The sequence below is a fragment of the Caproiciproducens sp. genome (assembly GCF_053840905.1).
Map to the genome: position 1 here is coordinate 227,463 of NZ_JBNLXQ010000004.1, position 20,814 is coordinate 248,276.

At 59.0% G+C, this 20,814-nt stretch carries 16 protein-coding genes and 1 tRNA gene; 14 read left to right on the forward strand and 3 right to left on the reverse strand.

Annotated features, from left to right (window positions below; all coding sequences use genetic code 11):
• Nucleotides 1-70 precede the first annotated feature (70 nt).
• From ACQGQ5_RS05830 to ACQGQ5_RS05840, 3 genes are all read right to left on the reverse strand, one after another.
• Nucleotides 71-147, reverse strand: a tRNA-Arg gene (locus ACQGQ5_RS05830).
• Nucleotides 148-208: 61 nt separating this feature from the next.
• On the reverse strand, nucleotides 209-2,128 hold the full coding sequence (locus ACQGQ5_RS05835; RefSeq protein ID WP_455735614.1) for a glycoside hydrolase family 13 protein: 1,920 nt from the start codon (nucleotides 2,126-2,128) through the stop codon (nucleotides 209-211).
• A 27-nt stretch (nucleotides 2,129-2,155) separates the two neighbouring features.
• On the reverse strand, nucleotides 2,156-4,618 hold the full coding sequence (locus ACQGQ5_RS05840) for a glycogen/starch/alpha-glucan phosphorylase (protein WP_455735615.1): 2,463 nt from the start codon (nucleotides 4,616-4,618) through the stop codon (nucleotides 2,156-2,158).
• 601 nt (nucleotides 4,619-5,219) lie between these two features.
• Between ACQGQ5_RS05840 and ACQGQ5_RS05845 the strand changes: the two genes are divergently transcribed.
• The 14 genes from ACQGQ5_RS05845 to ACQGQ5_RS05910 all read left to right on the forward strand — a co-directional run bounded on the left by ACQGQ5_RS05845 (nucleotide 5,220) and on the right by ACQGQ5_RS05910 (nucleotide 20,440).
• A complete protein-coding gene (locus tag ACQGQ5_RS05845; protein WP_455735616.1) occupies nucleotides 5,220-5,735 on the forward strand; it encodes a cell division protein ZapA in 516 nt (171 codons plus the stop codon).
• Nucleotides 5,722-7,788, forward strand: a complete 2,067-nt coding sequence (locus ACQGQ5_RS05850; protein ID WP_455735617.1) for a DUF3656 domain-containing U32 family peptidase — start codon at nucleotides 5,722-5,724, stop codon at nucleotides 7,786-7,788. The genes ACQGQ5_RS05845 and ACQGQ5_RS05850 overlap by 14 nt, the downstream gene beginning before the upstream one ends.
• 9 nt (nucleotides 7,789-7,797) lie before the next feature.
• Nucleotides 7,798-8,259 (forward strand): dUTP diphosphatase, encoded by a 462-nt coding sequence (dut, locus tag ACQGQ5_RS05855; protein ID WP_455735618.1) that lies wholly within the window; start codon nucleotides 7,798-7,800, stop codon nucleotides 8,257-8,259.
• A complete protein-coding gene (locus ACQGQ5_RS05860; protein ID WP_455735619.1) occupies nucleotides 8,256-8,522 on the forward strand; it encodes a DUF4321 domain-containing protein in 267 nt (88 codons plus the stop codon). The genes dut and ACQGQ5_RS05860 overlap by 4 nt, the downstream gene beginning before the upstream one ends.
• Nucleotides 8,523-8,532: 10 nt before the next feature.
• Entirely contained in the window at nucleotides 8,533-9,105 is a 573-nt protein-coding gene (locus tag ACQGQ5_RS05865; protein WP_455735620.1) for a Maf family protein, read from the forward strand.
• 120 nt (nucleotides 9,106-9,225) lie between these two features.
• Nucleotides 9,226-10,239 carry a rod shape-determining protein gene (locus ACQGQ5_RS05870; RefSeq protein ID WP_455735621.1) on the forward strand — a complete coding sequence of 338 codons (1,014 nt, stop codon included), beginning with the start codon at nucleotides 9,226-9,228 and terminating at the stop codon, nucleotides 10,237-10,239.
• An 85-nt stretch (nucleotides 10,240-10,324) separates the two neighbouring features.
• Nucleotides 10,325-11,242, forward strand: coding sequence for a rod shape-determining protein MreC (mreC, locus tag ACQGQ5_RS05875; RefSeq protein WP_455735622.1), 918 nt, complete (start codon nucleotides 10,325-10,327; stop codon nucleotides 11,240-11,242).
• A 1-nt stretch (nucleotide 11,243) separates the two neighbouring features.
• Nucleotides 11,244-11,756 (forward strand): rod shape-determining protein MreD, encoded by a 513-nt coding sequence (gene mreD, locus ACQGQ5_RS05880; protein ID WP_455735623.1) that lies wholly within the window; start codon nucleotides 11,244-11,246, stop codon nucleotides 11,754-11,756.
• Nucleotides 11,757-11,775: 19 nt separating this feature from the next.
• Nucleotides 11,776-13,929 carry a penicillin-binding transpeptidase domain-containing protein gene (locus ACQGQ5_RS05885; RefSeq protein WP_455735624.1) on the forward strand — a complete coding sequence of 718 codons (2,154 nt, stop codon included), beginning with the start codon at nucleotides 11,776-11,778 and terminating at the stop codon, nucleotides 13,927-13,929.
• Nucleotides 13,930-14,045: 116 nt separating this feature from the next.
• Nucleotides 14,046-14,792 (forward strand): nucleotide-binding protein, encoded by a 747-nt coding sequence (locus ACQGQ5_RS05890; RefSeq protein WP_455735625.1) that lies wholly within the window; start codon nucleotides 14,046-14,048, stop codon nucleotides 14,790-14,792.
• A gap of 36 nt (nucleotides 14,793-14,828) precedes the next feature.
• Entirely contained in the window at nucleotides 14,829-15,233 is a 405-nt protein-coding gene (locus tag ACQGQ5_RS05895) for a methylglyoxal synthase (RefSeq protein ID WP_038322367.1), read from the forward strand.
• A gap of 274 nt (nucleotides 15,234-15,507) precedes the next feature.
• Nucleotides 15,508-16,800: a histidine--tRNA ligase gene (hisS, locus tag ACQGQ5_RS05900; RefSeq protein ID WP_455735626.1), complete on the forward strand. Its 1,293-nt coding sequence runs from the start codon at nucleotides 15,508-15,510 to the stop codon at nucleotides 16,798-16,800.
• A gap of 420 nt (nucleotides 16,801-17,220) precedes the next feature.
• A complete protein-coding gene (gene aspS, locus ACQGQ5_RS05905) occupies nucleotides 17,221-19,005 on the forward strand; it encodes an aspartate--tRNA ligase (RefSeq protein WP_455735627.1) in 1,785 nt (594 codons plus the stop codon).
• Nucleotides 19,006-19,765: 760 nt separating this feature from the next.
• Nucleotides 19,766-20,440 (forward strand): epoxyqueuosine reductase QueH, encoded by a 675-nt coding sequence (locus ACQGQ5_RS05910; RefSeq protein WP_455735628.1) that lies wholly within the window; start codon nucleotides 19,766-19,768, stop codon nucleotides 20,438-20,440.
• Nucleotides 20,441-20,814 lie beyond the last annotated feature (374 nt).

Sequence of the window (20,814 nt, forward strand, 5' to 3'; positions counted from 1 at the left end):
CTGTACCGGGGTTTTCGCCTCGTGGCAGACGAAAAACAAGGACAAGGCATTTTTGCCTTGTCCTTGTTTTTGGCGCGCCCGGAGGGACTCGAACCCGCGACCTCTTGATTCGTAGTCAAGCACTCTATCCAGCTGAGCTACGAGCGCATTTTGCGGCTTTGTTTTAAGCCGCCTAAGTATCATATCACATTTAGCGGGAATTTGCAACTTATTTTTTCAATTCAACGGATTCCTTCTGGAATTTCCCGCACTCCGGCCCGGACGCTTTTGCCGTTTCCTTTTTCAGCAAAACGGCGCAGTCCTCCGGATTCAGGTACAGCGTATTGTTGCCGTCCGGCACCGCGCCGATCACCGCGCGGGACCGCCGCCATTCTCCGGGAACCCGCACGCCGCGGCTTTCCGTCCCCGCGTTGACGACGCAGAGCAGGCTGACCGCTTCGTCCCGGCGGAGATATCCCATGCAGGAGCCGTCGGCAAGGAACGGAAGAAAATCCCCTTCCCTGAGCGCGGAGCAATTGCGGCGCAGCCTGCCCAGCAGGCGGTACCACTCCACCAGCTCCTGCTCTTCCTGCCCCCACGGGTAACAGGCCCGGTTGAACGGGTCGCGGTAGCCCTCCATCCCGGCTTCGTCTCCGTAGTAAATACAGGGTACGCCGGGCAGGGTGAACTGCATCAGCGAAGCAAGCCGCATCAGGCGCAGACCGCGGCGGCGGCGCTCCCTTGTCAGGCGCGCGGCGCTCTGCCACTCGCGGCCGCGCCCGTCCAGAGGTTCGCCCGCAAGCACGGTGAGCGCGCGTTCGGTGTCGTGCGTGCCGATATGGTTCATCATCAGACGGACGACCTGCGGCGGATAATTTTCCAGAATCCCGAGGATGATTTCCATCATATCCCCGGCGTCCGCCCCGGTCAGAAAGCCTAGGATCGCGCTGCGGAACGGATAGTTCATCACGCTGTCGAGCTGTTTGCCCAAAAGGTACCGGCGCCTTTTTCCGTAGGCCGTCTTATTGGACGCGTCCTCCCAGACCTCGCCCAGAATCAGCGCGTCGCGCTTTTGCGCCTTGGCCGCCGCGCGGAGTTCGTCCAGGAAGAAGTCGGGCAGCTCGTCGGCAACGTCCAGCCGCCAGCCCGCCGCGCCCGCGGAAAGCCATTTCCGGATGATGCCGTTTTCGCCGTTGATATATTCCCGGTAGGAGGGCTCGCTCTCGTTCACGCTGGGCAGGGTAATGAAATCCCACCAGCAGTCGTATTCCTTCGGCCAGTGCCGAAAGGTGTACCAGGGGTAGTACGGCGAATTTTTGGAATGGTACGCGCCGGGGGCGGCGTAGCGGTCCTGCCGGTTAAAGTAGACGCTGTCGCTGCCCGTGTGGTTGAAGACGCCGTCGAGCACCACGCGGATCCCCGCTTTTTCGGCGGCGGCGCACAGCCGGGTAAAATCCTGCTCGTTTCCCAGCAGGGGGTCTATTTTGGAATAGTCCGCCGTGTCGTACCGGTGGTTGGAGTGGGATTCAAAAATCGGGTTCAGATAAAGGCAGGTGACGCCCAGCGACTGAAGGTAGGGGAGCTTTTCCTCGATTCCGCGCAGATCGCCGCCGAAATAGTCGGTGTTGGTGATCCTGCCGTCCTCATTGGGCCGCCAGTCGGGCTGTTCCTCCCATCTGTCGTGCAGCTTCCGGTCGGCGGGAACGCCGGTTTTCGGCTGCGCCGAGCGGGCGAACCGGTCCGGAAAGATCTGGTACAGGATGCCGCCGGCAAGCCAGTCCGGGGTGGCAAACTCCCGGTCATAGACCGTCAGCTGCCAGAAGCGGGCCGCGTCGCTGAAAACGCCTTCCCCGCCGCGGCCGCGCGTGATCTGCAGGGTCCCGCGTTCGGTGTCGATCCGGAACCGGTAAAAGAAAAGCCCCGGTTTTTCCGGCGTAAAGTGGCACTCCCACCACTCGCCGTCGTCACCGTTCATACCGCACCAGAACATGCCCCGGATCATTTCTTCCCCGGTAAAACCGTCCTTTATCGTCAGCCGCGCCGCGCTGCAGCGCAGGGTGCGCGGCAGGGTAATCTTAAAATGCACCGGCGTGCCGTCCGCCACCGCCCCAACGGGGTCACGGAACGCCGGATTGCGGGAATCAAACATGGATATTCCTCCCAGGAAGCTTTCCAGTTATTTGCTCTTTCTGCCCGGACGTACGCGTCTGACCGGAGCTTGCTGCTTTGCGGCTTCCTCCGGCAGGGGCCGGGCGTGCCAGATTTTTTCCGCGTACTCGCGGATCGCGCGGTCCGCCGCGAAACGGCCCGCGTTCGCGGTATTGATCAGGCACATGCGCTGCCAGCCCTTCGCGTCGCCGTAAAGGGCCTCCGCCTTTTTCTGCGCCTTTGCGTAGGAATCGAAATCCGCCAGCACCATATAGGGGTCGTGATTCAGCAGAGAATCGGCGATATCGTTGAATTTTACGCCGCAGAAGCCGGTGTTCAGCTCCCCGACCGCCTGTTTGATCACCGGGCTGCCGTTGAAGTACGCCCTTGGGTCATAGTTCGGCTTGAGCGCCTCGACCTCCTCCGCCGTCATGCCGAACAGGAGGATGTTGTCGTCGCCGACCGCGTCGTGGATTTCGACATTCGCCCCGTCCAGGGTGCCGATGGTGACCGCCCCGTTGATCATGAATTTCATGTTGCTGGTGCCGGAGGCCTCGGTCCCCGCGAGCGAAATCTGCTCGCTCAGGTCGGCGGCGGGGGTCAGCAGCTCCGCGAGCGTCACGCGGTAGTCCTCCAGATAAACGACCCTCATCTTCTGATTGACCCGCGGGTCGTTGTTGATGGTGTTGCCCAGGTCGACGATCAGGCGGATGATCTGCTTTGCGAAGTAGTAACCCGGCGCGGCCTTCGCACCGAAAATATAGGTATGGGGGGTGAATTCCGCGTCGGGATTCTCCCTCAGCCACTGGTAGACCGACAGGATGTGCAGGGCGTTCAGATGCTGGCGCTTGTATTCGTGCATGCGCTTGACCTGTACGTCGAAAATGGAGTCGGGGTCCACCTCCAGCCCGTTTTCTCTTTTGATATACTCCGCGAGGCGGAGCTTGTTTTCCCGCTTGACCTTCGCCATCTGCTCCAGCACGGAAGCGTCGTCCGCGTAGGGCGCAAGCTTCCGCAGCTGCGCGGCGTCGTGAAGGTAGCCGTCGCCGATCAGCCCGGTGATCAGCTTCGCAAGCCCGGGGTTCGCCTGGTTCAGCCAGCGCCGGTGGGCAATGCCGTTGGTCACGTTCGTGAATTTCTCCGGCATCTCGGTATAAAAATCGTTGAACACGGTATTTTTCAGAATATCGCTGTGGAGCTGGGACACCCCGTTGACACTGTGGCTGCTGACGACCGCGAGGTTCGCCATTTTGACGTAGCCGTCGTTGAGCGGGGCCATGCGGCCCACCTTGTAGCCGTCCACGCCCTTTTCATGCATCTGCGCGCAGAAACGGCGGTTGATCTCCTCCACCAACTGGTAGATGCGGGGCAGGCGGGATTTGAACAGGTCGACCCCCCAGCACTCCAGCGCCTCCTTCATGACCGTGTGGTTCGTATAGGCGACGGTGCGGGTGACGATATCCCAGGCCGCGTCCCAGCCGTAGCCGCACTCATCCAGCATCACGCGCATCATTTCCGGGATGGCGAGCACGGGATGGGTGTCGTTCAGGTGGATGGCCACCAGATCGGGCAGGTTGTCGAGCGTGCTGTATTTGAACAGGTGGCGGCGGATGATATCCTGAATGGTCGCGGAAACCAGAAAATACTGCTGCGAAAGGCGCAGGCTCTTTCCCTCCATGTGGTTGTCCTCGGGGTAAAGCACCTTGGTGATGACCTCCGCCATGGCGTTCTGCTCCATGGCGCGCAGATAGTCGCCGCTGTTGAACAGCTTCATGTCGAATTCGGCGGAGCTTGCCGCCCAGACGCGCAGGCGGCTGATGCCGCGCCCGTCCATCCCAGCGACGTACATATCGTACGGCACCGCGGTCACCTTTGTAAAATCCTTATGGTTCACCACATGGTACTGGTTGTTCCAGAATTCCTCGATATGTCCGTTAAAATGGACCTCCACGCTTTTTTCCGGCACCGCCTGCATCCAGATTTTCCCGCCCGGAAGCCAGAAATCGGGCAGCTCCGTCTGCCAGCCGTCCACCAGCTTCTGGCGGAAGATGCCGTACTCATAGCGCAGGGAATACCCCGTGGCGGGGTAGCCCTGTGTGGCCAGGGCGTCCAGGAAGCAGGCGGCAAGCCTGCCCAGCCCGCCGTTGCCCAGCCCGGCGTCCGGCTCCTGCTCGTAAAGACAGTCCAGCTTCAGCCCCAGCTCGCCCAGCGCTTTGCGGAAGTCCTCCTCGAGCCCGAGGTTGAACAGATTGTTTTTCAGCGAACGGCCCAGCAGGAATTCCATACAAAGATAGTAAACCTGCTTGGTATGGGTTTTTTCCGCCTCCGCCATATATTCGCTCCGGCCCGCGGCCATCAGATCGCGCACGGTGAGCGCGACCGCCTTGTAACACTGCTCGTCGGTCGCGTTTTCAAGGCTGACGCCGAAAACACGGTCGAGCGTAGACAGGATCGTTTCCTTGATTTTTCCGACCGGCTGCCTGTATTTCATAATGTTGTCCTCCATAATCAGGGAAACGCCGCGAAGATTCCGGCGCTTCCGGATGGTAATGCCGATGATTTTCCGATTTGGGATTCCAATATACCAATATCGAATTTGTGTCTATTATATACCAATATCCGCAGTTTTTCAACAACAGCGTCGGGAAGCGCGGATTTCACGGAAAAATCCGGAAAACAAAAGCCGCAGAGCCGATTTTTCCTGTTTTCTCCCATGAAATCTTTCTTTTGTTATTACAACGTATTTTCGGCTTAAAATTGTGCAACATTTACAAAAAGGCAAAGCGAAGGAAAGCGGTTCCGACGTTTTTTCCGTAAGAAACCACAATTCTATTTGCGCACAAACGCGTCGGGGACTTCATGAGGCTGGGGAGACTCCTTCCGGCGCGCCGGGCGCGCCGCCTCCCTCTTAGAGGGATTTGTTTCGGGGTCCTCCGAAACCGATTCAACATATAAATGTCTGAGAGCATCGCCGTAGGCGAGTGCCGACCGCATGGTCCGTAAAAAATAATGAAAGCTCTTTCATATTATGTTATAATATATTATAATGTAAATAATTCTGAATTCGCTGTTGTGTGAAAGGGTATGACTTCATGAGTAAAAACAGAGTGAAATTGAATATTTGCGGCTGTGAGTGCGTCATCAGCTCGGACGACAGCGAGAGCTACGTACGCTCGATCGGCGACGAAGTGGAGAAGGCCATGGACGATATCACGGGCAAAAACGAACGTGTTTCCATCACCATGGCGGCCGTTATTACGGCGCTCCGCTACTGTGACGAAGCCCACAAATCCGCGGGCGGAGCGGACAACCTCCGCTCCCAGATCAAGGATTATCTGGAGGATTCCTCCCACGCGCGCATGGAGGCCGAGGAAGCCCGGCGGGAAATCGAGCGCCTGAAACGGGAAATCCAGACCCTTCGCGCACGCCTGTCGGAGGGCGAAGAGCCCGCCAAGCCCGCGCAGGAGGTCCGCGCGCAGAAACCGGCCGTTCCCGGCTCCCCCGTACAAAGGCCGCAGGCGGGCAGCTATTCCCGCGTGAATCCGGACATCACCGCCGAGCAGGAAGGGTTTATGAGCTTCTTTGAAAAGAAAAATGACGAACCGTAACATAGAGGTCCTGGCCCCCGCCGGGTCGCCGGAAAGCCTGACCGCCGCGGTGCGCGCGGGGGCGGACGCGGTGTATCTGGGCGGAAGCGCGTTCAGCGCGAGGGCCGGCGCCAAAAACTTTGACAGCGGCGAGTTAAAATCCGCCGTGGAGTACTGCCGCGCCCGCGGGGTAAAGGTCTACCTTGCGGTCAACACCCTGCTTTTGCAGGACGAGCTGCAAAAAGCGCTCGATTTTGTTTCCTACGCCTGCACCCTGCCGGTGGACGCGCTGATCGTACAGGACACGGGCCTGATTTGGCTTCTGCAAAAATGCGCGCCCGGCCTGCGGCTGCACGCCTCCACCCAGATGAGCATCCACACCCCGCTGGGCGCTTTGGCGCTTTCCGAGGCGGGGATCAGGCGCGTGGTGCTTTCCCGCGAGCTGTCACTCCGGGAAATTGGGGAAATCCATAAAGCGGCCCCCGTGGAGCTGGAAGCCTTTGTCCACGGCGCGCTGTGCATGTCGGTCAGCGGGCAGTGCTACTTCAGCTCCGTGCTCGGCTCCCGCAGCGGGAACCGCGGCCTTTGCGCCCAGCCCTGCCGCCTGCCGTTTTCCGTTACCGGCGGAACGGGGCACGACCTGAGCTTAAAGGACCTTTCCATGATCAGCCGTATGAACGAGCTGAGCCGCGCGGGCATTGCCAGCGCGAAAATAGAGGGCCGCATGAAGCGGCCGGAATACGTCGCCGCGGCAGCGCGCGCGAGCCGGCTGGCGGCGGACGGCGAGCCGGTTCCCCCGGAGCTGGTGAAAAACCTGGGCGCGGTCTTTTCCCGCTCGGGCTTTACCACCGGATATCTGGACGGGAAGCTGGGCCGCGACATGTTCGGCGTGCGCTCCAAAGAGGACGTGGCCGGCGCGACCGGCGCGGTTTTCGCCGAGCTGCACGGCCTTTACAGCCATGAATACCAGAGGATCCCGGTCTCTTTCCGCCTGACCATTCAAAAGGAGCAGCCGGTGGTGCTTTTCGCCGCCGACCGCGACGGCCGGACGGCCCGCGTTTCCCTGGGCGAAACGCCCCAGCCCGCGCTCAGCCGTGCGATCGACGAAGAGCGCTGCGCCGAACAGCTCAAAAAGACGGGCGGCACGCCGTTTTACGCCGATGAAATCGTCTGTGAGATCGGAGAGGGGCTTTCCGTCCCGGTTTCCTCCCTGAACAGGCTGCGCCGGGAGGCGCTGGAAAAGCTGGAAGGGCTGCGCACGAGCCGCGCGGAGATTCCGTTCCAAATGTGCCGGATCCCCGAAGCGGGCACCCATACGGCGAAAGCGCTTCGGCTGCGCGCGCGGTTCGCAGGCACCGATCTTCCGCCCGCGGCAAAGCGGTGTGAACTCGTTTATCTTCCGTACGATACGGATTTGGATATTCTTCAAAAATTAAAAGAGGACGGCTACCCCGTCGCGCTGGAAATCCCGCGCGGCATGTTCGGGATGGAAAAAGCCGTCCGGACGCGGCTTTCCGCCGCGAAAGACGTCGGATTTTCCGACGTCTGGGCGGGGAACCTCGGCGCGGCGGCGCTCGGCCGCGAGCTGGGGCTGACCGTACACGGCGGCTTTTCGCTCAACATCACCAACACGGCGGCGCTTCTCTGGCACAGCGAATTCGGGCTTGCGGACACGGAACTTTCCTTTGAGCTGACGCTCACGCAGGCCGCCGCCGTCGGCGGGGAGCTGCCGAGGGGCCTTCTGCTCTACGGGCGGCTGCCGCTGATGCTGACGCGCAACTGCCCCGCGGCGAACGCGGGCGGCTGCAAAAACTGTGAAACCGCGCCGTTCCTGACCGACCGGAAGGGAATCCGGTTCCCCATCCAGTGTTACGGCGCGTGCAGCGAGGTCCTCAATTCCGTTCCTCTCTATATGGCCGACCGGCTCGGGGAAGTGCGCAATCAGGATTTCGGTGTCCTGCGCTTTACCACCGAATCCGCGCGGGAGGCGGAGGAGATCATCGGCCGGTATCTGGCCGGCTCCCCGGACGAAGGGGAACACACCCGCGGGCTTTACTACAGGGGAATAGAATAGGGGTAATTTATGACTGACCATATTTTAAAAATGAAAAAGCTGAGGCAGAACGCCGTCGCGCCGACCCGCGCAAGCGAGGGCGCCGCCGGATTCGACCTGTACGCCTGTCTGGACGCGCCGCTCACCATCGAGCCGCGCGGGCTTTACAAGATTCCCACGGGAATCGCCGTCGCGCTGCCCGATGAAAACACGGTCGGGCTGATCTTCGCCCGCAGCGGGCTGGGCGTCAACCACGGCGTTTCCCTTCCCAACGCGGTCGGCGTGATCGACAGCGACTACCGCGGCGAGATTCTGGTCGGAATGACCAACTGCAGCGACAAGCCCTACACGCTCCAGCCGGGCGAGCGCTGCGCGCAGCTTGTGGTGACGCCGGTGCTGCTGCCCGTTCTGGAAGAAACCGACGATCTCGGCGAGACCGCGCGGGGAGCGGGCGCTTTCGGCTCCACGGGAAAGAGAGGGCTGCAAAAATGAAAAAGGGCGTTCTGAAAACAATTTTGTTGATTATTCTGCTTGTATTGGCGGTGGTTTTGGGGCAGATTATTGGTACGGCCTGCGCGGGAATCCATTTTCTTTCCTGGCTGGGCGCCGCGGCGGACTTCGGACTGTCCACCACCGAGCTGAACCTCTCCATCCTAAAAATCACCTTCGGCATCCGGCTCGGAATCAACGCGGCGCAGTCGATTCTGGCGCTGGCCGCGGTCATCGCCGTGATTGTCATCAAAGTGAAGGAATAGGAGGATACCCATGCTGCTGCTTGCATCTACTTCGCCGCGCCGCAGCGAGCTGCTGAAAATGGCCGGCTACGAATTCACCGCCGCGCCCTCGGATGTCAGCGAGGGATATCTGCGCGGGACTCCTCCCATGCAGATTGTTGAGCTGCTCGCCGCCCGGAAGGCAGAAACGGTGGCAAAGCGGAACCCGCAGGACACCGTCCTCGGCGCGGACACCGTCGTCGTTTTCAAGGGCCGCGTGCTGGGCAAGCCGAAGAACACGGAGGAAGCCAAAGCGATGCTCCGGCTCCTGTCCGGAAACGTCCATCAGGTATACACCGGCTACTGCGTCATCAGCGGCAGGGAGCTGGTCCGCGGGCACGAGTGCACCTCGGTGGAATTTTACCCGCTGAGCGAAACCGAAATCAGCGCCTACTGCGAAACAGGGGAGCCGATGGACAAGGCCGGCGCGTACGCGATCCAGGGGCGCGGCGCGCTGTTTGTCAAGCGGATCGACGGGGACTTTTACAATGTAATGGGCCTGCCGATCGGCAAAATCAACCGTATTCTGACCGGGCTTAAAAATTCATCGGAAGAAAATTCATAAATATTGTACGCTTTCTGATTTAATGGTTGAGAAATGACTCTTTTGAGGTTATAATAAATACTATCTGAATAAAATTTTTTTGCTTTGTTTTTTTACCAGGTTTGAAAGGGGAAAATACTCATGTTTTCAAAAGATATAGGAATCGATTTGGGCACCGCGAATACGCTGGTTTTTATGAAGGGAAAGGGAATCGTCATGCGCGAGCCTTCGGTGGTCGCGGTTGACGTCCGTACCGATACCGTTCTGGCCGTGGGCACGCAGGCCAAGGAAATGATCGGGCGCACCCCGGGCTCCATCGTCGCGGTCCGCCCGCTGAAGGACGGCGTCATCGCCGACTTCGACATCACCGCCACGATGCTCAAGCACTTTATCCGCAAGGCCGTGAAATCCAACGCGTTTTCCCGCCCGCACATCATCGTCTGTATCCCGTCCGGCGTAACGGAAGTGGAACGCCGCGCGGTGGAGGACGCCGCCCGTCAGGCGGGCGCCAACAACGTCGAGCTGATCGAGGAGCCCATGGCCGCGGCCATCGGAGCGGGGCTGCCCGTAAGCGAGCCGACCGGCAGCATGGTCGTCGACATCGGCGGCGGCACGGCGGAGGTCGCCGTGATCTCGCTGGGCGATATCGTCACCTCGGTTTCGGTCCGCGTCGCGGGCGATAAATTCGACGAATCCCTGATCTCCTACGTAAAAAAGAAATACAACCTGCTGATCGGCGAGCGCACCGCCGAGGAAATCAAAATCAGGATCGGCTCCGCCTTCCCGACCGAGGACAACGAGGACGCCACGGTGGAAATCAAGGGCCGCAACCTGGTGGACGGCCTGCCGAAGAACGTGACCATTTCCGCCGAAGAGGTCAGGGAAGCGCTGAGCGACCCGCTGGCGCTGATTATCGACGCGGTGAAATCGACCCTGGAAAAAACCCCGCCGGAGCTTTCCGCGGATATTATAGACCACGGCATCATGCTGACGGGCGGCGGCGCCCTGCTGCGCGGCCTGGACAGACTGGTCGAGCAGGAAACCGGAATGCCCGTCCATATTGCCGAAAGCCCGCTGGACTGTGTTGTTGACGGAACGGGCAAGCTGCTTGAAATCACCATGCCCTCCTCGTATTACAAAAACAACAGAAAATAAGGGATCACTTCAGCGGAGGGTGAAAGCTCTCCGCTTTTTGCACTTTCGGGAAATCGCGCCAAAGACTTGAAAAGGAGGTGCCGCGTTGAAAGATTTCTTCCACTCCAGGGGATTTCGGCTTCTCATCACCGTCGTGTTCATTATGTTCGGCCTGATGCTTTATACGGCGAGCACCGGCAGTTCCCTTACCGCGAACCTGCTCAGCCTGGTTTCCACCCCGATGCAGAGGGTCAGCACCGTCGTCACCAACAACGCCGCCGTCGCGGCGCAGAGCGCCACGCGCACCAACGAAGAGCTGGCGGCGGAAAACGCGGCGCTGAGAAAACAGATCGAAGAGCTGAACAAAAAGCTGATCAACTACTACAGCTACCAGCAGGAAAACGCCCAGCTGCGCAAATTTCTGGAGCTGAAAAACGAAAACAAGGATTTCAAACCGGTCTCCGCCGCGGTCATCGGCCGCGACCCGAACGACCTGTTTTATAATTTCCAGATCGACAAGGGGTCCCTTGCCGGTATTTCCGTGAACGACCCCGTCATTACCGAAGGCGGCGTGGTGGGCTGGATTTCCAGCGTAAACGCCAGCTACAGCCGGGTGACCACGATTCTTTCCGCGGACACGAAAATCAGCGCCATCGACAAGGTCAACCGCGATTCCGGGGTCATCGGCAGCGACATCAAATTCGCCGACAAGGGCGTTCTGAAGCTCGGCTACCTGACCGCGGACACGACGGTAAAGCCCGGCGACATCATTGTGACGAGCGGCCTGGGCGGCATCTTCCCGCGCGACCTTGCCATCGGCACGGTCAACGAGGTGAAGAACGATCCCTACGACGTTTCGCTCTACGCGGAGGTCAAGCCCTTTGTGGATGTGAAGGCCGTGCGCGACGTCATGGTCATCACCGCCTTTGAGGGACAGGGCCAGGCGCTTTCCGACGGCAGCTCTTCCGCTTCCTCGACCGCCTCTTCGTCTCCCTCTTCCGCCGTTTCTTCCGGGGGGAAATAAAATGGAAAAGCTCAAGGTTCTCCGCTATTTCGCCTATACCATTGAAATACTGGTGTTTTACATGGTCCAGGAGACACCCGGCCTTGTGCCCGACCTGTTCGGCGCGCGGCCGGTGCTTCTGATTCCCATCGCGCTCTCGATCGCCCTGTTTGAGAGAGAGACCGCCGCCATGGCCTTCGGCCTGCTGTGCGGGCTGCTGATCGATTTTGGCGCGGGCGGCGTGCTGGGCTTTCACGGCCTTCTGCTCTCCGTCATCTGCTACAGCGTGGGGCTGATCGCCGCCAACCTGATCCAGACAAATTTTCTGACCGCCATGATCACCGCGGTGATTTCCACCGGCTGTGTCGTTTTGCTGCAGTGGGTTTTCTTTTATCTGCTGTTCGGCTATTCTCACGCGGCCTACGCGCTGACCGCGCATTACATTCCGCGGTTTTTCTATACGACCGCGTTTATGCCGGTCGCGTACTACTTCAACAGGGCGCTCGCCCTGCAGATACGGACAAAGGAAGAATGAATGAAAAGGAGGTTCCGCTTTGGACAAGCTGAAAGGATTTTCCCGCTACTGGGCTATGGGGCTGATTATTTTCGTCATCATGGCCGTCTATACCCTGCGCCTTGTGAACTGGCAGATTCTCAACGGCGCCTCCTTTCTGAAGGAAGCGGATAAACTCAGGCCCTCTACCGTCGTCATGGACGCCGCCCGCGGCGAAATCCTCGACGCAAACGGCGTGGGCCTCGCCGTAAATAAAACCGGCTATGCCATTGTGTTCGACCGCGTCTATATGAAGTCCGAGACCCAGAACAACACCATTCACCAGCTGATTCAGCTTCTGAACCAGCGGGGGGAAAAATGGACGGACATTTTGCCGATCAAGCTGAACGCCAAAGGGCAGTATGAGTTTATTTCCGGCATGGACAAGGAAATCGCAACGCTCAAATCGGCGGATTACGCGAATGTGAATTCTTATGCCACGGCGGACCTGTGTATGGCCCACCTGATCGAAAAATACAAGGTGACCGGGTACGAAGCCGCACAGGCGCGCGATATTGTTTCCGTGCGCTACAATATGACAAAATCCGCCTTCGGAATTTCGGCGCCGTACACCTTTGCCGAAGACGTCAGCCGCGACACCATCGCCATCATCAGTGAAAACTCTTCCCTGCTGCCCGGCGCGACGGGGAAGGTCACCACCGTGCGCCAATACCCGAACGGCAGCCTGATGCCGCATATCCTGGGAACCATCGGCTCCATTTCCCGGGAGGAATACGACGAGCTGAAGGACAAGGGCTACGCATTTAACGACCGGCTTGGAAAAAGCGGCGTCGAGCAGGCTTTTGAAAGCATGCTGCGCGGCAAGGCCGGGGAAAAGGTGGTGGAAACCACGAACACCGGCGCGCTGGCCGCGGAAACGGTAAAGACCGCGCCGGTTTCCGGCTCCACCGTTTACCTGACCGTGGACAGCAAAATTCAGAGCGTCCTCAACGTTTCCCTGGCCAACAACGTAAAGGCGACCCAGGCCAACGGGCGCAAGCTTTCCGCCCAGCGCTACAAGGGGATGTCGAGCGGCCACGGCGAGGACTGCGTCGCGGGCGCCGCGGTGGTGCTGCGGGTAAAGGATTTCTCCGTGCTGGCGGCGTCCACCTACCCGACCTACGACCTGACGGAATATCTGAACGACACCAATTATTACACGTCCCTGATCAACAACAAGGATAAGCCGCTGATCGACCGCGCCTTCAACGGCGTGTTCACCCCCGGCTCCGTCGTGAAACCGTACGTTGCGCTGGCCGCTTTGCAGGAAAAGGCCATCACGACCTCCACCCGGCTGGAAGGCAACAGCAAGTACACCCGCTTTGCGGACACCGGTCTGGTTCTGGGCAGTATCGGCAACTACGGGATGATCACCGCGAATTACGCGATCCAGAAGTCCAGCAACTCCTTCTTCTATGAAGTGGGGCACCGGCTGGGAATTACCGATATGAACCTGTACGCCAAGCGCTTCGGGCTGGGCGTGAAAACCGGGATCGAGCTGCACGAAAGCGCGGGAATCCTGGCGGGCAGGGAGGAACGCGTCGCTTCCGGCGGTTCCTGGTACGACGCCGACACCGTGGAAGCCGCGGTGGGACAGAGCGACAACCAGTTCACCCCGCTGCAGCTTGCCACCTACGTCGCGACCGTCGCGAACAACGGCGTGCGGCTGAAGCCCCACCTGGTCGGCAAGGTGACCGACTACTCCCGCAAAAACGTACTTTCACAGACCGCCGCCGAAACGGTGGACAACATCGGGGTTTCCCAATCCTACCTCGATTACGTCAAGGCGGCCATGCGCAGCGTGGCGACCGGCGGTACGGCGAGCTCCACCTTCAAAAACTACGGGATCGCCATCGCCGCCAAAACCGGTACCGCGGTACAGACCCCGCACTCCGACAACGTCACCTTCGTGGCTTTCGCGCCGTACGACAACCCGGAGATCGCCGTGGCGGTCGTGCTGGAGCGCGGCGCGACCAGCATGTACTGCAACGCCGTGGCCAAGGATATCTTCGACGCGTACTTTTACGGGAAAACCGTCGGCGCGGACGGCAGCCTTGTGATACCGTCCGCTTCCGGCACCGCTTCCTCCGGGGCCTCTTCGGGGACGGAGTCGGGAAACCCGTCTTCGTCTTCCACCGGCTCCTCCGCGGACTGAGCGCGGCAGAGTCAAATTGTGAATAAAGTATTAAATTCTCTTTTTGTCTATTTACGACAATAAAAACGCTTTGACTACCAGAAATGTTTGTGGTAATATGAAAGCGAGGTTTTTATATGGGTGTCGCAACAGTCATCACATCGGGTAAGGGCGGTGTAGGGAAATCCACCGTAACAGCCGGCCTTGGTTTTGCTTTGGCAGCCAGGGGCAGACGTGTTTTGCTGATTGACGGCGACGCCGGTCTGGGATGTCTGGACCATATGCTCGGCGTTGCGGAGCAGCAGGTCTTTGATATTGCGGACGTGGTTTCGGGCCGTGCCGAACCGGTAAAAGCCGTTTATCCGTGTCCCTTTTCGGAAAGGCTGTTTTTGCTGCCCGCCCCCGCGAGGGAGGACGATTTGATCAGCCCGGATATTATGAAGCAGCTCGTATCGGTACTTTCCCGGTATTACGACCACGTACTGATCGACAGCCCCGCCGGCGTGGGCGGCGGCTTTGCGAGCGCGGTGGCTTCGGCCCGGCGCGCGCTGATTGTCACAACCCCCGATCCCATCTGTGTGCGAAACGCAAATAAAGCGCATTTTTTACTGGAACAGGCCGGGATAAAACAGCAGCGGCTGATTATCAACCGTTTCAGCGGGCATAATTTCTACACGCAGGGATTTTACCCGGATCTTGATTCCGTGATCGATTCCGCCGGGGTGCGGCTCATCGCCGTGATTCCGGAGGACATGCTTCTGGCGGCCGCCGCTTCCAACTGTGAACCGGTCCCGCAGAAATCGGCCGGCGCGATGGCTTTCGGCCGGCTTTCCGCAAGGCTGGAAGGCGAACACGTGCCCCTGGCCGCGCTGCAGAAATTTTGATTTTACATATTCCTGATTATTAGGGAGGAAATAAATATGAATATTGCTTTAATCGCCCATGACGCAAAGAAAGAGCTGATGGTTCAGTTCTGCATCGCCTACTGCGGCGTTTTAAGCCGTCACCTGCTCTGTGCGACCGGCACCACGGGCAAGATGGTTTCCGAAGCGACCGGGCTTGAAATACAGCGCTTTCTGGGCGGCTCGCAGGGCGGCGACCAGCAGATCGCCGCGCGCATTGCCTGCAACGAGGTCGACCTGCTCCTGTTTTTCCGCGACCCGCTGAACCCGAAGCCGCACGAGCCGAACGACATGAACCTGCTGCGCCTGTGCGACATGCACAATATCCCCGTCGCGACCAACATCGCCACCGCGGAAGTCCTGATCCACGGTCTGGAACGCGGCGACCTTGACTGGCGCAACATTTTGAATCCGAAAGCCTGATTTTTGATTTCGGCAACGACCGGAAGGAGTACCCAAAAGCTTGGCCACAGGGAGGGCGCGTCCCGGACTGTAAGCGCGCCTGCAGAAGAGCTTTGGGGAAGACATCCGCGAGCCGGCACGCCGCCCCGCGTTTCGGGGCTTTTTGAGGAGAGCTTCGGCTCTTGAAAAAGGGTGGCACCGCGAGGATCATTTTCCCTCGTCCCTTTGGCTGGGACGGGGGCTTTTTGCATTTTTAACCGTTTTTACAGATTATTTTAAGGTAAGGAGAAACGCTATGGAACTGATCAAGGCACAAAAAGGGACGCAGGATTTACTGCCCGCCCAGACGGAAAAATGGCAGGTCGTGGAGGACGTGATGCGCAGCGAGGCCAAAACCCACGGCTTCGGGGAAATCCGCACCCCGGTTTTTGAGGATACCCGGCTTTTCCAGCGCTCGGTGGGGGAAACCACCGACGTGGTGCAGAAAGAGATGTATACCTTCAACGACAAGGGCGGCCGCTCCGTCACCCTCCGTCCGGAGGGGACCGCGGGCGCGGTGCGCGCCATGCTGGAGCACGGCATGTACAACGACGGCCTGCCGCTGCGCCTTTCCTACTTTACCTCCTGCTACCGCTATGAAAATACCCAGGCGGGCCGTCTGCGCGAATTCCACCAGTTCGGGCTCGAGGTGTTCGGCGCCCAGTCCCCCATGGCGGACGCCGAGCTGATCGGCACGGCGAAAAGCATTTTCAGCCGTCTCGGTGTACAAAACCTCAGGCTGGAGATCAACTCCATCGGCTGCCCCGGCTGCCGCGCGAAATATTACGAGGCTTTGCGGGCGTATTTCAGCGAGTACAAAGACCAGCTCTGCGAAACCTGCCAGGGCCGTCTGGAGCGCAACCCGATGCGGATTCTGGACTGCAAAAGCCCGGTCTGCTCCAAAATCGCCGCGGGCGCGCCGCGGATGCTGGACTATCTGTGCGACGACTGCCGCACGCACTTTGAAAGCGTGAAATCCTGCCTTGACGCGATCAATATCGAATATACCGTCAATCCCTCCATTGTCCGCGGGCTGGACTACTACACCAAAACGGTGTTTGAGTTTGTTTCCGACGACCTCGGCGCGCAGAGCACCGTCTGCGGCGGCGGGCGCTACGACGGGCTGGTGGAGGAGATGGGCGGGCAGCCGATGCCCGCGCTGGGCTTCGGCCTGGGCATGGAGCGCCTGATGATGATTCTGGACGCGCAGAAGGTCGAATTCCCCGAACCGGAGACCTGCGACCTGTTCATCGGGGCGCTCGGCGACGCGGCAAGGCTGGAAGCGTTTAAGCTGACGCACAGCTTACGGGAATATTCCATCAGCGCCGCGTGCGACGTCAACGACCGCGGGCTGAAGGCGCAGATGAAATACGCGGACAAGATCTCCGCGAAATACTCCCTGGTCCTGGGCGACGACGAGCTTGCAGCCAAAAAGGCCGTCGTCAAGAATATGAAAACCGGCGAGAAGTCGAAAATCGATCTGAGCAAAGACTTTGTCGAGCAGTTTGTCACGCTGCAGACGAAGGACGAGGACTCTATCGATTTTTAATACAAGCCCCCTCATAGAGGGCGGCAGGAGTTCGGCCCCCTCCCAGAGGGGGCTGGCAGGCGAAGCCTGACTGAGGGAGTCTCCCCATATTACCCCCATTAGTGCATCACCGCAAGCAGGAGTTGATCGTCAGCTTTGCCCTCAGGCCGGGCAGGCCCCTACTTTCGGTTCTTGCCCGAAAGTAGGCAAAGTGCGCGCAGGGGGATTTTTAATTCCCGGCGGGAGGGTTCCATAAAATCCCCCTGCACCCCCAGGTATCCCCAAAGTGTCTTTATGTGGCACGGCATCTTGGTGGTTTTCATTGACGGGGATACGAAAGCACAGTTCGGCTTCTTTCGCCCCCTCGCCGAGGGGGCAAAAGCGACCCAGCGATTTTATTGGCAGTCTGATATTGAATATCATTAATTGGAGGCTATTTTAATGGCAGAATTTATGACAGGAATGAAACGGACCCACTACTGCGGCGAGCTGCGCGCCGCCGATATCGGCAAAACCGTGACGGTTTGCGGCTGGGTGCAGCGCCAGCGCGACCTGGGCCAGCTGATCTTTATCGACCTGCGCGACCGCACGGGCATCCTTCAGCTTGCGTTCAACGACGCGACCGACCGCGCGATTTTCGACAAGGCGTTCTCCGCCCGCGCGGAATATGTTCTGGCGGCGACCGGCGCGGTGCGCGAGCGCTCCTCAAAGAACGCCGAGCTCCCGACCGGCGAAGTTGAGATCGAAGTACGGGAGCTGCGCGTTCTGGCGAAGAGCGAGACCCCGCCGTTTGAAATTGCGGAGGATTCCAACGTAAAGGAAGATTTGCGGCTGAAATACCGCTACCTGGACCTGCGCCGTCCCGACGTTCAGAATAAAATCATCGGACGCCATAAAATCGTGAAGGTTGCCCACGACTATTTCGACAACAACGGATTTATCGAGGTCGAAACGCCGGTCCTGATCAAATCCACGCCGGAGGGCGCGCGCGACTACCTCGTGCCTTCCCGCGTGTTCCCGGGCAGCTTTTTCGCGCTGCCGCAGTCGCCCCAGCTTTACAAGCAGCTTTTGATGCTTTCGGGCTTTGACCGCTACATGCAGATCGCCCGCTGCTTCCGCGACGAGGACCTGCGCGCGGACCGCCAGCCGGAATTCACGCAGATCGACCTGGAAATGTCCTTTGTGGATCAGGACGACGTGATGGCGGTCGGCGAGGGCTTTATGAAGCAGGTCTACAAGCAGGTTCTGGGTATCGATATCGAAACGCCCTTCCGCCGCATGACCTGGCACGAGGCGATGCGCCGCTTCGGTTCGGACAAGCCCGATCTGCGCTTCGGCCTTGAGCTGATCGACCTGACGGAGGATTTAAAACGGACCGGATTCCGCGTGTTCAAGGGCGCGGTCGAAGGCGGCGGAAGCGTGCGCGGCATCAACCTGAAGGGCCTTGCCGACAAGCTCAGCCGCAAAGAAATCGACAAGCTGACCGAATGGGTGAAATCCTACGGCGCAAAGGGCATTGCGTGGACAAGGCTGACCGAAGGCGGGGAGACCTCTTCCTTTGAAAAATTCCTCGCTCCGGAGGAAACCGCCGCGGTGCGCAAAACCATGGGCGCCGAAACCGGCGACGTGCTGCTGATTGTCGCGAGCGACGAGGATACCGTCGTGTATGCTTCCCTTGGCGCACTGCGCTGCGAGCTTGCCGCGCGGTTTGGCCTGATCGACAAAAGCAAGCCCTGCCTGCTGTGGGTCACGGACTTTCCGCTGTTTGAGTTCAGCAAGGAAGAAAACCGCTATATGGCGATGCACCACCCGTTCACCGCGCCGCGCGCGGAGGATATCGACAAGCTTGAAAGCGACCCCGGCAACGTCTGCGCCATTGCGTACGACATGGTCTTGAACGGAAACGAGCTGGGCGGCGGTTCCATCCGTATCAACAATCCCGAGCTGCAGCAGCGCATGTTCAAAGCGCTGGGCTTCACCCCCGAGGAAGCGCAGAAGAGGTTCGGCTTCCTGACCGACGCGTTCCGCTACGGCGCCCCGCCGCACGGCGGCATGGCGCTCGGCCTTGACCGTCTGGTCATGCTGATGCTCGGCTGCGACAACATCCGCGACGTGATCGCGTTTCCGAAGGTCGCCTCTTCCTCCGAGCTGATGTCGGGCGCGCCGACGGACGTGGACGAGAAACAGCTTACCGAACTGGGCATCGGCCTTCTTCCGAAGGAATAACCATCCGGCGCTCCGCTGTTTCGCGGAGCGCCGTTTTCCATTTACGGCAAAGTTTTTGGTTTTTATCATAATGGAAATATTGTAGCAAATCCTATAACCTGTTATAATGAAGCAAAGCGGACCATGCGGACCTGCGGTCAGGAAGCGCCTACGGCGATGCTTCCAGTCGGCTTACGTTAAATCGAAGTCTGATGCTCCGAAACTCCTTCCGTCGCGCCGGGCGCGACACCTCCCTCAAAGAGGGAGGCAGGGGCTCGACCTTTTTAAGCTCCCTCTTTGAGGGAACGGGAAGGCGCAACCCGGACCGGAGAGGTCCTGACTGAGGGAGCCTGCATTTTCTCCCTTTGGTTTTCATTAGTGCATCGCCGCAAGTAAGAGCTAATTGTCAGCTCTGCCCTCAGGCCGGGCGGGCCCCTACTTTCGGTTCTTGTACGAAAGTAGGCAAAGTACGCGCAGGGGGATTTTGAATTCCCGGCGGGAGGGTTCCATAAAATCCCCCTGCACCCCCAAGGTATCCCCAAAACGCCTTGTGTGGCACAATATTATTGTGGTTTTCATTGACGGAGGGATACAAACGGGTTTAGCCTCTTCCGGCTCCCTCGACGAGGGAGCCGGAAGACAAAGCCCGGACCGGCAGGTCCTGACTGAGGGAGTTCCCCGGGAGCGTGGATGAGGGAGTCTGCATTTCTTTTCTTTGGTTTACATTGACGGCAGTACGGGAAAGCAAAACCTTTCCCCCAAGACAGAAAAGGAGGGCACCATGGTCAAAATCAATTATCAGAAGCAGCTGGACGCTGTGATCGCCGGCCTGCACGGCGAAACGCCCTCCCTTTTGCTGCATGCCTGCTGCGCGCCGTGCAGCAGCTATGTGCTGGAATACCTTTCGGACTATTTCCGGATTACGCTGTTTTATTACAACCCCAACATTTCCCCGGAGGACGAATACCGCAAACGCGTGGAGGAAGTGAAGCGTCTGATCGCGGCGCTCCCGGTGAAGAACCCCGTTTCCTTCCTGGAGGGAAACTATGACACCGACCGCTTTTTCGCCCTTGCGAAGGGGCACGAGGACGAGCCGGAGGGCGGCGAACGCTGTTTTTCCTGCTATGCCCTGCGGCTGCGGGAAGCCGCTCAGGCGGCAAAAGAGGGCGGGTTCGACTGCTTTACGACCACCCTTTCCATCAGCCCGTACAAAAACGCGGAAAAGCTGAACGCCATCGGCGCACAGCTGGAAAAGGAATCCGGCGTGCGCTACCTGTATTCCGACTTCAAAAAGAAAAACGGCTACCAGCGTTCCATCACGCTTTCGACAAAATACAACCTGTACCGGCAGGATTACTGCGGCTGTGTCTTCTCCAAAGCGGAGCGTGACCGCCGTTTAAAAGTTCAAAACTTTTCCACACAAAAAGGACAGCCGGTGGAAAACCTTCCGATTTGATTTTCGGCAGGAAAGGTCGATCCCTGCGGGTATTCGGCATTTATTCCGCCATGGGTTCCGCCGGAACTCTGCCGGCTTCGACGGTATTTTCCCTTTTTCTGCACGGAAACGGTTCCCTGTCCGCGTTTTTGACGGTTTTCAGCTGCGGATTCCCGCTCCTTTTAACAATCTTTTCAACAGAGGTGGAAAACCATGTTGAAAACTCCAAAAATCTCCGTAAACAGATTTTCGGGATGTTCGTCACCCTGAAAAAACAAAAAAAGGAATCTGGCGGCGGGCGGAAATCCGGTAACACATTTTTGTTTACAATCCGCTTTGACGGTGCTATGATATGCTTATTATTCATGATATACTCAATATTATTGAGTGGGGCA

Bases quoted from the DNA above. Each gene is read 5' to 3' on its own strand.
- ACQGQ5_RS05910 (WP_455735628.1), top strand. From the start codon at position 19,766: ATGGTCAAAATCAATTATCAGAAGCAGCTGGACGCTGTGATCGCCGGC.
- mreD (WP_455735623.1), top strand. From the start codon at position 11,244: ATGGAAAAGCTCAAGGTTCTCCGCTATTTCGCCTATACCATTGAAATA.
- ACQGQ5_RS05840 (WP_455735615.1), bottom strand. From the start codon at position 4,618: ATGAAATACAGGCAGCCGGTCGGAAAAATCAAGGAAACGATCCTGTCT.
- aspS (WP_455735627.1), top strand. From the start codon at position 17,221: ATGGCAGAATTTATGACAGGAATGAAACGGACCCACTACTGCGGCGAG.
- dut (WP_455735618.1), top strand. From the start codon at position 7,798: ATGACTGACCATATTTTAAAAATGAAAAAGCTGAGGCAGAACGCCGTC.
- ACQGQ5_RS05860 (WP_455735619.1), top strand. From the start codon at position 8,256: ATGAAAAAGGGCGTTCTGAAAACAATTTTGTTGATTATTCTGCTTGTA.
- ACQGQ5_RS05845 (WP_455735616.1), top strand. From the start codon at position 5,220: ATGAGTAAAAACAGAGTGAAATTGAATATTTGCGGCTGTGAGTGCGTC.
- hisS (WP_455735626.1), top strand. From the start codon at position 15,508: ATGGAACTGATCAAGGCACAAAAAGGGACGCAGGATTTACTGCCCGCC.
- ACQGQ5_RS05850 (WP_455735617.1), top strand. From the start codon at position 5,722: ATGACGAACCGTAACATAGAGGTCCTGGCCCCCGCCGGGTCGCCGGAA.
- ACQGQ5_RS05895 (WP_038322367.1), top strand. From the start codon at position 14,829: ATGAATATTGCTTTAATCGCCCATGACGCAAAGAAAGAGCTGATGGTT.
- ACQGQ5_RS05890 (WP_455735625.1), top strand. From the start codon at position 14,046: ATGGGTGTCGCAACAGTCATCACATCGGGTAAGGGCGGTGTAGGGAAA.
- ACQGQ5_RS05870 (WP_455735621.1), top strand. From the start codon at position 9,226: ATGTTTTCAAAAGATATAGGAATCGATTTGGGCACCGCGAATACGCTG.
- ACQGQ5_RS05865 (WP_455735620.1), top strand. From the start codon at position 8,533: ATGCTGCTGCTTGCATCTACTTCGCCGCGCCGCAGCGAGCTGCTGAAA.
- ACQGQ5_RS05835 (WP_455735614.1), bottom strand. From the start codon at position 2,128: ATGTTTGATTCCCGCAATCCGGCGTTCCGTGACCCCGTTGGGGCGGTG.